This window comes from Methylocaldum sp., from assembly GCF_035627495.1.
GTDB lineage: Bacteria > Pseudomonadota > Gammaproteobacteria > Methylococcales > Methylococcaceae > Methylocaldum.
Genome location: NZ_DASPLO010000207.1, coordinates 45,281 through 57,997 on the forward strand (window position 1 = coordinate 45,281; position 12,717 = coordinate 57,997).

General features: G+C 54.8%; 14 protein-coding genes. 13 read left to right on the forward strand and 1 reads right to left on the reverse strand.

Annotation, left to right across the window (positions count from 1 at the left end; genetic code table 11):
- The first annotated feature begins 3 nt into the window (after window positions 1–3).
- The 13 genes from VEB01_RS20235 (at window position 4) to glmS (ending at window position 11,936) form a co-directional block, all read left to right on the forward strand.
- Window positions 4–786 carry a ParA family protein gene (locus VEB01_RS20235; RefSeq protein WP_324878651.1) on the forward strand — a complete coding sequence of 261 codons (783 nt, stop codon included), beginning with the start codon at window positions 4–6 and terminating at the stop codon, window positions 784–786.
- A gap of 21 nt (window positions 787–807) precedes the next feature.
- Window positions 808–1,653, forward strand: coding sequence for a ParB/RepB/Spo0J family partition protein (locus tag VEB01_RS20240; RefSeq protein WP_324878653.1), 846 nt, complete (start codon window positions 808–810; stop codon window positions 1,651–1,653).
- Window positions 1,654–1,720: 67 nt separating this feature from the next.
- Window positions 1,721–2,098, forward strand: a complete 378-nt coding sequence (locus tag VEB01_RS20245) for an ATP synthase subunit I (protein ID WP_324878655.1) — start codon at window positions 1,721–1,723, stop codon at window positions 2,096–2,098.
- Window positions 2,099–2,109: 11 nt separating this feature from the next.
- A complete protein-coding gene (atpB, locus tag VEB01_RS20250; protein ID WP_324878657.1) occupies window positions 2,110–2,889 on the forward strand; it encodes a F0F1 ATP synthase subunit A in 780 nt (259 codons plus the stop codon).
- A gap of 42 nt (window positions 2,890–2,931) precedes the next feature.
- A complete protein-coding gene (gene atpE / locus VEB01_RS20255; RefSeq protein ID WP_026611179.1) occupies window positions 2,932–3,195 on the forward strand; it encodes a F0F1 ATP synthase subunit C in 264 nt (87 codons plus the stop codon).
- 54 nt (window positions 3,196–3,249) lie between these two features.
- On the forward strand, window positions 3,250–3,729 hold the full coding sequence (locus tag VEB01_RS20260; protein WP_324878659.1) for a F0F1 ATP synthase subunit B: 480 nt from the start codon (window positions 3,250–3,252) through the stop codon (window positions 3,727–3,729).
- Window positions 3,729–4,265: a F0F1 ATP synthase subunit delta gene (locus VEB01_RS20265; RefSeq protein WP_324878661.1), complete on the forward strand. Its 537-nt coding sequence runs from the start codon at window positions 3,729–3,731 to the stop codon at window positions 4,263–4,265. Before VEB01_RS20260 ends, VEB01_RS20265 begins: the two co-directional genes overlap by 1 nt.
- 13 nt (window positions 4,266–4,278) lie before the next feature.
- On the forward strand, window positions 4,279–5,820 hold the full coding sequence (gene atpA, locus VEB01_RS20270) for a F0F1 ATP synthase subunit alpha (RefSeq protein WP_475442339.1): 1,542 nt from the start codon (window positions 4,279–4,281) through the stop codon (window positions 5,818–5,820).
- 10 nt (window positions 5,821–5,830) lie between these two features.
- Window positions 5,831–6,694: a F0F1 ATP synthase subunit gamma gene (gene atpG / locus VEB01_RS20275; RefSeq protein ID WP_324878663.1), complete on the forward strand. Its 864-nt coding sequence runs from the start codon at window positions 5,831–5,833 to the stop codon at window positions 6,692–6,694.
- 45 nt (window positions 6,695–6,739) lie between these two features.
- Complete coding sequence (atpD, locus tag VEB01_RS20280; protein WP_324878665.1) at window positions 6,740–8,122, forward strand: F0F1 ATP synthase subunit beta; 1,383 nt, start codon at window positions 6,740–6,742, stop codon at window positions 8,120–8,122.
- A gap of 19 nt (window positions 8,123–8,141) precedes the next feature.
- The gene (locus tag VEB01_RS20285; protein WP_324878667.1) at window positions 8,142–8,564 is read left to right on the forward strand and encodes a F0F1 ATP synthase subunit epsilon; all 423 of its coding nucleotides are present in this window, start codon (window positions 8,142–8,144) and stop codon (window positions 8,562–8,564) included.
- Between the two features lie 164 nt (window positions 8,565–8,728).
- The gene (gene glmU, locus VEB01_RS20290; protein ID WP_324878668.1) at window positions 8,729–10,099 is read left to right on the forward strand and encodes a bifunctional UDP-N-acetylglucosamine diphosphorylase/glucosamine-1-phosphate N-acetyltransferase GlmU; all 1,371 of its coding nucleotides are present in this window, start codon (window positions 8,729–8,731) and stop codon (window positions 10,097–10,099) included.
- A gap of 4 nt (window positions 10,100–10,103) precedes the next feature.
- Window positions 10,104–11,936 (forward strand): glutamine--fructose-6-phosphate transaminase (isomerizing), encoded by a 1,833-nt coding sequence (gene glmS, locus VEB01_RS20295; protein WP_324878670.1) that lies wholly within the window; start codon window positions 10,104–10,106, stop codon window positions 11,934–11,936.
- Window positions 11,937–11,979: 43 nt separating this feature from the next.
- Here glmS and VEB01_RS20300 read toward each other — a convergent pair whose 3' ends face one another.
- Window positions 11,980–12,465, reverse strand: coding sequence for a hypothetical protein (locus VEB01_RS20300; RefSeq protein ID WP_324878671.1), 486 nt, complete (start codon window positions 12,463–12,465; stop codon window positions 11,980–11,982).
- Window positions 12,466–12,717: the final 252 nt, after the last annotated feature.

Below are 12,717 nucleotides of genomic sequence, written 5' to 3' on the forward strand. Positions count from 1 at the left end.
ACGATGGGCAAAATTATTGCAGTAGCCAATCAAAAGGGTGGCGTGGGTAAAACGACCACCAGCATTAATTTGGCTGCGTCTCTAGCGGCGACCAGGCATCGCATCTTGCTTGTGGATCTGGATCCGCAAGGCAACACGACCATGGGGTGCGGCATCGACAAGAAAGGCCTAAAAATTTCGTCTTACGACGTTTTGACTCGTCAGGTCACAGCGCGTGAGGCCATCAAACCCTTAACCGAGCTCGGCTTCGATCTTCTGCCGGGTAACGCCGATCTCACCGCCGCCCAAGTCGAACTGATGCAGCAGCCGGGCAAAGAGCGCGCGCTTGCCGAGGCGCTCAAGAGTTGCCGCGGCGACTACCAGTTTATCCTCATCGACTGCCCGCCTTCGCTTAACGTGCTGACGCTCAATGCTTTGGTTGCTGCGGACAGCGTTCTGATTCCCATGCAGTGCGAATATTACGCCTTGGAGGGGCTTTCGGATTTGATGGACACGCTGGGAAATATCCGTGGCTCGGTCAATCCGGAGCTTCGTATCGAGGGCTTGCTTCGTACGATGTACGATACTCGCAGCCGGCTCGCCAATGATGTTTCCGCGCAACTGGTCGATCATTTCAGCGATAAGGTATTCCGCACCATCATTCCCCGCAATATTCGGCTGGCCGAGGCACCGAGTCACGGTTTGCCGGTGATGAAGTACGATAAGTCCTCTCGGGGAGCCATCGCTTATCTGGCCTTGGCCGGGGAAATCGTGCGGCGCAATCAAAAGTCGCTTAGTACCGCTTAACTTCTTCCATAAATTTAAAACATGACGGCAAAAAGACGCGGACTCGGCCGAGGCCTCGATGTCCTGTTAGGCGGCGCTAAGCTGGAAAGCGAAACCGAGAAGCTAAGAACGTTGTCGATAGATCAGCTCAGGCCGAGTCGTTTCCAGCCGCGTAAGGACATCGATCCGGCGCGGCTCCAGGAGTTGGCCGATTCGATCAGTGCGCAGGGCGTGGTCCAACCCGTGGTGGTCCGGCCGATGGGGGATAGTCATTATGAAATCATCGCGGGCGAAAGACGCTGGCGAGCGGCTCAATTGGCCGGGCTGCACAATTTACCGGTCGTTGTGCGCGAAGTTACGGATCAGACCGCGCTGGCGATCGCCCTTATTGAGAATATCCAGCGGGAAGACTTGAATCCCTTGGAGGAGGCAGAAGCCCTCAAGCGTCTGCTCGAAGAGTTCGAAATGACTCACCAGCAGGTCGCGGATGCCGTCGGCAAGTCCCGAGCTACCGTCACCAATTTGCTGCGTCTGAACGAACTTCACCCGGAACCAAAGCGCCTGCTGCTTACCGGCGCCATAGAAATGGGACACGCGCGAGCGATACTCGCGCTGGAGTTTCAGCTTCAGGCCGAAATCGCGCGTAAAGTTGCGGCGGCAAAGCTAAGCGTTCGCACGACGGAGGTGCTGATCCAAAGGCTGCGCGATGGGGAGAAGACTCGAAAACCGGGTGTAAAGGACCCCGATATTCGCCGCCTCGAAGAGCGAATTGCCACGCGAATCGGCGCTCCCGTGCTGATCAAGCACGGAAAAAAAGGCACCGGGCAACTTGTCATTCACTACGACAGCCTGGATCAATTGGAAGGCGTGCTCGATCGTCTGAAATAAACCTGCAGCGTTGATCTTCGGCATTTCGGTTGTTATCATTCCGAAGCGTTTTGGCCTGGAGCCCTGAATGGGTGCGAAAAAGCTGTTTTTCGCCATCAAGCGGGTTCTGCTGATGCAGCTTCTTGCGATTGCGCTGGTCGCCGGTTCCATGCTGACCTTCTTGGGTTGGCCGGAAGCCAGATCAGCGTTGTTCGGCGGGCTAATAGCCTTTCTGCCGAATGCCTATTTCGCCGCAAAATTCGGATTTTCCGATAAAACAAGAACGGCAAAGGAAATCGTAAGAGCGTTTTATATCGGCGAAAGTATAAAAATAATCATAACCGCCGGTTTATTTTTTTTAATATTCCAATTGCCTAACATTTTATTCCTACCATTATTTGTCGGCTTCGTGTCGGCACTAATGGTATTTTGGTTTGCGCTTTTAATGCGTGATATCGAACGGTAACGAGAGAGAATATGGCGACAGAAGAACACGGCTCTGGCGGGGCAACAGGATACATAGTTCACCACCTGACCCCTTTATCGACCGGCGAAGGATTCTGGACATTCCATCTGGATACCCTGTTTTTCTCCGTTTTTTTAGGTGCGGTTTTTCTGCTCATATTCCGCAAGGCGGCTGAAAAGGCGACTGCCGGCGTGCCCGGCCCTCTGCAGAATTTTGCGGAGATGATCATCGAATTCGTGGACACCCAGGTCAAAGACAGTTTCCATGGGCGTAGCGCACTAATCGCACCCTTGGCGTTGAGTATCTTTGTCTGGGTTTTCCTGATGAACACGATGGACCTGATTCCGGTCGATCTGTTGCCGGACATCGCCAAGGCTATCGGTCTCGACTATCTCCGCGTAGTTCCCAGCACGGATTTGAACGCCACCTTTGCCATGTCCATTTCGGTGTTCTTTCTAATCCTCTTCTACAGCTTCAAAGTGAAGGGACCCATCGGTTTCGGGAAAGAAATGGTTCTGACCCCTTTTCACAGCGTATGGATGATTCCGTTCAACCTGATCCTGAAGCTTGTTGAGGAGTTGGCGAAACCTGTATCGCTCGGTCTTCGTCTCTTCGGAAACATGTATGCCGGCGAGCTGATTTTCATCCTGATCGCGCTGCTGCCTTGGTATGTGCAACCCTTGCTGAGCTTCCCGTGGGCGGTCTTCCATATTCTGATCATCACTTTGCAAGCTTTTATCTTCATGGTTCTGACCATCGTATACCTGAGTCTGGCCCACGAAGATCATTAATCTCTTTCAATCAACCCTAACGTTCGATAATTCGGAGGAACAATGGAAATCGCATCTGTATCTGGCATGACCGCAATTGCCGTGGGCATCATTCTGGGCCTCGGCGCTATGGGAACCGCGATCGGTTTCGGTTTGTTGGGCGGTAAATTCCTGGAAGGCGCCGCGCGTCAGCCTGAAATGGTTCCGATGCTGCAGGTGAAAATGTTCATCGTGGCCGGTCTGCTCGACGCCGTAACCATGATCGGCGTAGGTCTTGCCCTGTTCTTCACCTTCGCCAACCCGTTCCTGTCGGCGCTCAAAGGCTAATGAAGCCGCGATTGCGGACGCTAATAACGGCAAATAATCAAAGAGGAAAGCGCTGTGAGTATTAACGCCACTCTGATCGGCCAAATGATCACATTTGCGCTTCTGGTGTGGTTCACCATGAAGTACGTGTGGCCGCCTTTGATGCAAGCCCTAGAGGAGCGCAAGAAAAAGATTGCTGACGGTCTCGCTTCGGCTGAAAAAGGCAAGCACGAGATGGAGTTGGCTGAGAAACGCGCGACTGCACTGTTGCGGGAAGCCAAGGATCAGGCCGCGGACATCGTGAATCTCGCGCAAAAGCGAGCCAGCGAGGCGGTCGAGGAATCCAAGCAATCGGCGAAGGAAGAAGGCGAGCGCATCGTTGCCGCCGCCAAAGCCGAAATCGACCGCGAGATACAACAGGCAAAAGAAGGTTTGCGTCAACAAGTAGCGGTGCTGGCTATTTCTGCGGCCGAGCAAATCCTGCAGAAAGAAGTGGATCAGAAAAAACACCGGGACATTATCGACAACCTCGGTAAGCAGTTGGGTCAATCATAATGGTCGAGTTTACGACGTTGGCGAGGCCTTATGCCGTCGCGGTTTACAAGAGGGCCAAAGAAACGGGGACGGCTGATAAGTGGAGCGATGAGCTCGCTTTCGTCACTATGCTCATGGAAGACGAGCAGTTAGCTAGAGCCGCGGCTAATCCGATGGCTAAGCGCGAGCAATTCTCGGCGGCTTTTCTCGGTCTCTGCGAGGATAACCTGGATGCGGAGGCGCAAAACTTCGTCCGGCTGTTGATCCAGAATCATCGGCTTGATTTGATTAAGTACATCGCCGCGCTATTTAACCAATATAAGGCCGACGATGAGGGTTATGTCGAGGTAGACGTCAGTACGGCTTTTCCTTTGAAACAAACTGAGGAAAACCGGCTGGTTTCCGTGCTCGAGCGCATCTTGCAGAAGAAAGCACGTTTGCGCGTCAATGTCGAACCATCCTTGATCGGTGGTGTCTACGTCAAGGCGGGAGACCGGGTAATAGACGCATCCATCCGCGGCCAGGTTGAACGATTAGCAAAGAGACTCTGGAATTAGAGCGAGAAGAATCATGCAGCTGAACCCATCTGAAATCAGTGAACTAATCAAGAAGCGAATCGAGCAGTTCGATATCGGCACGGAGGCCCGCACCGAAGGCACGATCGTCAGCGTGACCGACGGCATTGTTCGCGTCCACGGCTTAACCGACGTGATGCAGGGCGAAATGGTAGAGTTCAAGGGAAATACCTTTGGTATGGCCTTGAACCTGGAGCGCGATTCGGTCGGTGCGGTAGTGCTCGGAGCCTATGAGCATCTGGCGGAAGGCGATACGGTGAAATGCACCGGGCGCATTCTCGACGTGCCGGTGGGCGAAGCATTGCTCGGACGTGTCGTAGATGCCTTGGGTCGGCCGATCGACGGTAAAGGCCCCATCGAAACCAAAGAACGTTCACCTATCGAGAAAATCGCTCCCGGGGTTATTGCCCGGCAATCGGTCAGCCAGCCATTGCAAACCGGGCTGAAAGCTATCGACTCGATGATCCCCATTGGTCGTGGTCAGCGCGAATTGATCATCGGCGACCGCCAGACCGGAAAGTCGGCCATCGCCATCGATACGATCATCAATCAGAAAGGCACCGGCGTTAAGTGTATTTACGTCGCGATCGGGCAAAAGCAGTCTTCGATCGCCAACGTGGTCCGGAAACTCGAGGAGCACGGCGCAATGGCTCACACCATTATCGTTGCCGCTTCCGCTTCCGAATCCGCCGCCCTGCAATTCATCGCCCCATATTCCGGATGCGCCATGGGCGAGTTCTTCCGGGACCGCGGCGAGGACGCCCTGATCATCTATGACGACTTGACCAAGCAAGCCTGGGCATACCGTCAGATTTCGCTGCTGCTCCGCCGGCCACCGGGGCGCGAAGCATATCCGGGTGACGTGTTCTATCTGCACTCGCGTCTGCTGGAGCGTGCCTCCCGAATCAATGCGACTGAAGTCGAGAAGCTGACCGGAGGCGCAGTCAAAGGCAAAACCGGTTCGCTTACGGCGTTGCCGATTATCGAGACACAGGCCGGGGACGTATCCGCTTTCGTTCCCACCAACGTCATTTCGATCACCGATGGTCAGATTTACCTCGAGACCAACCTGTTTAACGCGGGCGTCCGCCCGGCCGTGAATGCCGGTCTTTCGGTATCGCGTGTCGGTGGTGCCGCCCAGACGAAGATCATTAAGAAATTGGGCGGCGGCATACGTCTCGATTTGGCTCAGTTCCGAGAGTTGGCGGCTTTCGCGCAGTTCGCGTCGGATCTCGACGAAGCCACGAGGAAGCAGATCGAGCGCGGTCAGCGCGTTACCGAGATCATGAAGCAGAGCCAGTATTCGCCGCTCAGCGTCGCGCAGATGGCCGTGGCCTTGTTTGCCGCCAACGAAGGATTCTTGGACGATCTTCAGGTTGGCAAGGTTCGAGATTTTGAAGACGGCTTGCAAAACTACATGAAATCGGAACACGCCGATCTGATGGAAAAGATCAACGCAACCGGTGATTACAATGACGAGATTCAATCGGCATTGCATGCGGCTGTTACGAAGTATAAAGAAACCCACACTTGGTAGGGACTAATCGATGGCCGTCGGAAAAGAAATCCGTCTAAAGATCACGAGTATCAAAAATACTCAGAAGATCACGCGGGCCATGGAAATGGTGGCAGCCAGCAAGATGCGCAAGACGCAAGAGAGAATGCAGGCAACCCGTCCGTATTCCCGGAAGATTGCGCAAATCATTAAACACTTGGCTCACGCCAACCCGGAATACAAGCATCCGTTCACCGTCGAGCGGCCGGTAAGCCGGGTTGGGGTCGTTCTGATCTCGTCCGATCGGGGATTGTGCGGTGGACTCAATGCCAACTTATTCCGATTGGCCTTGCGTAGAATGCGCGGCTGGAATGAGGAAAATAAAGCTGTAAGTCTCAGCACGATAGGCCAAAAAGGCAGCACGTTCTTCAGCGCAATCGGTGCAGATGTAGTCGCGCAGGCCACCAAGCTCGGCGATCGTCCCCATTTGCAGGATATCATTGGCGTCATAAAGACGATGATCGATGAGTACTCCGAGGGGAAGATCGACGAGTTATACGTCCTTTACAATGAGTTTCTTAATACGATGACGCAGAAGCCGCGTCTCGTTCAGCTGCTTCCCGTTCGACCGGAAGATATTGGCGAGGAACAGAAAGGACTATGGGACTACATTTACGAGCCTGACGCCAAGGAAGTGCTCGATCAGTTATTGGTCCGGTACGTGGAGTCCATCGTTTTCCAGGGTTTGGTCGAGAACAATGCTTGCGAGCAGGCCGCGCGTATGGTTGCTATGAAAAGCGCTTCCGACAATGCCGGAAAGCTCATCAAAGAGTTACAACTGATTTACAACAAAGCGCGGCAGGCAGCCATTACCCAGGAGATCGCAGAAATCGTTGGCGGCGCGGCTGCGGTCTAATCGAATCGTTAGAGAATAAACTCAAGAGATTTTACGAGGACAGTCATGAGTTCGGGCAAAATCGTTCAGATTATCGGCGCCGTGGTTGACGCGGAATTCCCACGGGAAACTCTTCCCAAAGTATACGACGCACTGAAAGTCGATGATAAAGACATAGTGCTTGAGGTTCAGCAGCAGCTTGGAGATGGTGTTGTCAGAACGATCGCCATGGGCAGCACCGACGGGCTGATGCGCGGCTTGAAGGTGACGAATACAGGCGCTCCGATTTCCGTACCCGTAGGGAAGGAAACGCTCGGCCGGATCATGAATGTCTTGGGCGATCCGATCGACGAAAAGGGTGCTATCGGTGAGAAGGAGCGTTGGGCTATTCACCGGAAAGCCCCGACATTCCAGGACCAAGCGGCGGCCAATGAGCTGCTGGAAACCGGCATCAAGGTAATCGACTTGGTCTGTCCGTTCGCCAAAGGCGGTAAGGTCGGCCTTTTCGGGGGGGCCGGCGTCGGCAAGACCGTGAATATGATGGAGCTGATCCGTAACATCGCCATCGAGCACAGCGGCTATTCGGTGTTCGCCGGCGTCGGCGAGCGGACCCGCGAGGGGAACGACTTTTACCACGAAATGAGCGAAAGTAACGTTCTTGATAAAGTGTCCCTCGTATACGGCCAGATGAACGAGCCGCCGGGCAACCGCCTGCGCGTGGCGCTGACCGGCCTGACCATGGCCGAGTATTTCCGTGACGAAGGCCGCGATGTTTTGTTGTTCATCGATAACATCTACCGCTACACGCTCGCGGGCACCGAGGTATCCGCGCTGCTGGGCCGCATGCCATCCGCGGTGGGTTACCAGCCCAACTTGGCCGAAGAAATGGGCGTACTCCAGGAGCGGATTACTTCGACGAAGGTGGGATCCATCACGTCTATTCAGGCCGTGTACGTCCCGGCCGACGACTTGACCGACCCGTCCCCGGCAACCACGTTCGCTCACTTGGATGCCACCGTGGTTTTGTCCCGTCAGATCGCCGAACTGGGTATCTACCCTGCCGTAGATCCTCTCGATTCGACCAGCCGCCAGTTGGACCCGCTGGTTGTCGGCCAGGATCACTATCAGGTGGCCCGCAAGGTGCAAAGTACCTTGCAGCGTTACAAAGAGCTTCGCGACATCATCGCGATCCTCGGCATGGACGAACTTTCCGAGGAGGATAAACTCACCGTTTCGCGGGCGCGCAAAGTACAGCGGTTCCTGTCTCAGCCTTTCTTCGTCGCCGAAGTGTTCACCGGTTCGCCGGGCAAATACGTATCTCTGAAGGATACGATTTCGGGGTTCAAAGGGATCGTTGAAGGCGAATTCGACGATGTTCCCGAGCAGGCATTCTATATGGTCGGTAGCATCGACGAAGCCTTGGAAAAAGCGAAGCGGATAGCCGCGTAATTCAAAGAGAAAAAGCATTATGGCTATGACGATCCACGTTGATATCGTGAGCGCGGAAGCGGAGATTTATTCCGGGCTCGCGGAATTGGTGGTGGCTCCGGCCGAAATGGGCGAAGTGGGTATTGCCGCACGGCACGCGCCGTTCCTTACCCGCTTGAAGCCGGGCGAGGTGCGGGTAAAGGTCAACGACCACGAAATCCATCCGTTTTTCATTTCGGGTGGCATGCTTGAGGTCCAACCCCATGTCGTGACCATACTCGCCGACACCGCAATTCGCGCTAAAGACATTGATGAAGCAGCAGCGCTGGAAGCTAAGCGGCGTGCGGAAGAGATGCTGTCGGACAAATCCGGCAAAATCGACTACGCTCTGGCGCAGGCGCAGCTCGCCGAAGCCGTCATGCAATTGAGAACCTTGGAGAAGTATCGGAAAGGCCGCGCGTAAGCTCCGGGGTTCTCCGAACCCAGCAAAGTACGGAGCATACGCTCTGGTATTTTGCTGGGTTTTTCAGTTTTTCAGGCTAATATAAACGCGAGGATTCGGCCAGCGCTGCCGTCCGGATCGTGTGAGCCTTTGTTTTCCGCTTCTTCAATCAGGAATAACGGAAGATGCCTTTGGAAATCGTCATCCTGGCCGCCGGCCAGGGAACGCGAATGCGTTCGTCCCTTCCTAAAATTCTCCACAAAATTGCCGATCGAACGCTGCTCGAGCACGTGCATGCCTTGGCGTCCCGGCTGCGTCCCGATAAAGTCACGGTGATTTACGGGCACGGAGGTGAGAGGGTTCTCCAGACTCTCGAGCACTTAAACGTAATCTGGGTCGAGCAGCGGGAGCAACTTGGCACGGGCCACGCTGTAATGCAAGTTGCCGATGATATCGATGAAGAACGAACGGTCCTTATTCTTTATGGGGACGTGCCCTTACTCGGCGATGAGACGGTCGAAAAGCTGATTCCCCTGGCACAAGCAGACCAAATGGGGTTGCTCACCGTTAACCTGGCCGATCCCTACGGCTATGGTCGCATCATACGGGATAGCACCGGCCGAGTAGTTAGGATCGTGGAAGAAAAAGACGCCAGTCCGGAGGAGCGTCATATCAGTGAGGTTAATACCGGGATACTTGCCATTAAGGGCAACCATCTCAAAACCTGGCTAAGCCGGTTGGAAAACAACAATGCCCAACGGGAGTATTACCTTACGGACGTAATTGCCATGGCGGTTGCGGATGGAGTTAGGGTTGAGACGGTTCAGCCGCGGGATTCGGACGAAGTGTTGGGGGTTAATAATCGCGAGCAGCTGGCTCATCTGGAAAGGGTTTTCCAGAAAAAACTCGCCGAAACCTTGATGCGGAATGGAGTCACTTTGCGTGACCCGTCTCGCTTCGATGTAAGGGGACAAATTGAGTCGATCGGGCGTGACGTAGAGATCGACGTAAACGTTATTCTGGAGGGCCGGATAAGACTCGGCGATAATGTCCGAATCGGCGCCAATTGCCTGATCAAGGATAGCGAGATAGGCAACGATGTGGAAGTCCTCGCAAACTGTGTAATCGAAGACGCCTCCGTCGGCCAGGGCTGCCGTATCGGCCCCTTTGCACGCATCCGGCCGGAAACGCGGATCGAAGACCAAGTCCATATCGGCAATTTCGTCGAGATCAAAAAATCCGCGATAGCCAGTTGTTCCAAGGTCAACCATCTCAGCTATATCGGCGACACGATCATAGGCCGGGATGTTAATGTTGGCGCCGGTACGATCACGTGCAACTATGATGGCGCCAATAAACATCAAACCGTCATCGAAGATGGCGCGTTCATAGGTTCCGACACCCAGTTGGTCGCGCCGGTCAGAGTCGGCAAGAATGCAACCATTGGTGCCGGGGCAACCGTCACGAAAGATGCGCCCGAAAATGCTTTAACCCTCAGCCGAGCCAAACAAGTTACCATCGAGGGTTGGCAACGACCCACCAAGAAAAGGAGTTGAAAACATGTGTGGTATTGTTGGTGCCATCGCACACAGAGTCGTTACCCCCGTCCTTTTGGAAGGCCTACGCCGGTTGGAATATCGCGGCTACGACTCGGCAGGGCTTGTCGTATTGGACGATTCCGAGCAGCTCCAGCGTGTACGGAGGAAAGGGAAAATCAAAGAGCTGGAAAATGCTTTAGAAACGTCTTTGGTCGAAGGCAAGGTCGGCATTGCCCATACCCGCTGGGCGACTCATGGCGTTCCCTCGGAACACAATGCCCACCCACATATCTGCCGCGAAACCGTGGCCGTGGTTCACAACGGGATCATCGAGAACCACGAGGACCTCAGAAGAAGGCTCCGGCAAAAGGGATACGATTTTCTGTCGGAAACGGATACCGAAGTTATCGTTCACCAGATCCATGAATTCCTGGAAGAAGGTCTGTCTCTTTTCCAGGCCGTCAAGGAAACCTGCAAGATTTTGGATGGCGCTTATGCCATCGGCGTTATCAGTATCAACGAACCGAAGCGGCTGATAGCCGCGCGTCACGGCAGCCCTTTAGTGGTGGGCCTCGGTGAGAGCGAGAACTTTATCGCGTCCGATGTGTTCGCCCTAGTCGGTGAAACGCAGCGCTTTATGTTCCTCGAAGACGGCGATATTGCCGATTTATCCACGGAAACGGTCAGCGTCTACGACAAACACGGGAACTCGGTGCAGCGGCCAGTCCATGAAACGAAATTGGCGGCCGATGCCGTGGAGCGTGGCGACTATCGCCACTACATGCAAAAGGAAATTCACGAGCAGCCGGTGGCTATTGAGAAAACCTTAGATGGCCGGATACGGGCCGGAAAAGTGCTCGATGCGGCTTTCGGACCGTATGCCGAAAAAGCATTCGATCACATCAAATCCGTGCAAATCGTCGCCTGTGGTACGAGCTACCACGCCGGCATGGTGGCGCGTTACTGGATGGAGTCGATTGCCGGTCTTCCGTGCAGCGTGGAAGTAGCCAGCGAATTTCGTTACCGCAAAAACGTAGTCCCCCCAGGGACCTTGTTTGTCAGTATTTCGCAATCCGGTGAGACTGCCGATACTCTGGCGGCGTTGAAGGAAGCTAAAAAGCTGGGCTATGCGCATACTCTTGCGATCTGCAATGTGCCGGAAAGCTCGATTGTCCGGGAATCCGAATCAACCCTGATGACCCGAGCCGGTCCGGAAGTCGGCGTCGCCTCCACCAAAGCGTTTACCACCCAGTTGGCCGCCCTGCTCCTTCTGGTCGTTGCCTTAGGCAAGCGTAACGGGCTTCCTCCCGAGCAGGAAGCGCGAATCGTCAAAGAGCTTGAAAGTCTGCCGGACCAGATTACCCGTGTATTGCTCCTTGAAGATGAAATCCAACAATGGTCGGAGCGTTTCGGCGAAAAACGACATGCGCTTTATTTGGGGCGTGGCGCCCACTATCCGGTAGCGATGGAAGGCGCGCTGAAGCTGAAGGAAATCTCCTATATTCACGCCGAGGCTTATCCTTCCGGTGAGCTTAAACACGGTCCCCTTGCTCTGATCGATGCCGAGATGCCGGTTGTGGCCGTTGCGCCGAACAACGAACTGCTGGAAAAGCTCAAATCGAACCTTCAAGAGGTGCAGGCCCGTGGCGGCGAGCTCTATGTCTTTGCCGACGTGCGTGTTCCCATGGAGAGCGTACCGGGCGTCAACTTGTTACGCGTCGCAGAAACCGACGAAGTGGTTGCCCCCATCGTCTACACCGTACCCTTGCAGATGCTCGCCTATCATGTCGCTTTAATCAAAGGTACCGACGTGGATCAGCCACGTAACTTGGCAAAATCCGTTACGGTGGAGTGAACCGGATCGCGTGACCATCGGTTCTTCAGACTAAAGTTCTGAATTACCGATAGTGACCCGCTGGCTTATCATGCGATCCGCGCCTCCGGGCGGACAGTGTCTTGAAGATCCAGCCGGTGCCGAGTCCCCAGGCGCCATTGATCAGGAACGCCGTCGCAAGCAAAGGGGGGGGCCAGCCGCCGCCCAAAGGCCGGCCCTTGAGCGGAAACACCACCAAAAGCGCTACCAGCGACGGCAGAATGGCGCCGAACAGGAACGCCATCATCCAGTATCCGGGGCGCGGCGGAAACCGGTGTTCGACCAGCGCAAACAAAATACCCCAGATACCACCCCAGAATGCCAATGAGAACACGGCCGGGACGCCGAACGGTGAGGTCGCAGCCAGGGAAAATGGCGCGAACGGCGCCAGACCGATGCTCCAGAGTATCGCCAGGGCGAGTTGGTGAAAAATCAGTGTGGCTAAAAACCCGGCGAGAAAACCAAATAACCCCGTTGTTGCAGGGTCGATGGGTGTATTGTGATAAGCCATAACTGGGTTCCTCCTGAATGTTGATCCCTATATCCCGCTTGAGGCCAAAAGGCTGGAGTTGCGACGACCTCTCGCCAGCGGTTCACCCCGTTTAAATTAAGACCTCCTACCGCTAGTGCTTCGCCACGGTAGCAGTGCAATGTTTGGTCATGTCTTGGGTCTGATGATTGTCTGGAAGCCAGGAGACGATCATGCGAACCCAGAAATACGCAGTGAAACTGACGGCCGAGGCGCGCTCGGCCGTGGAACGCT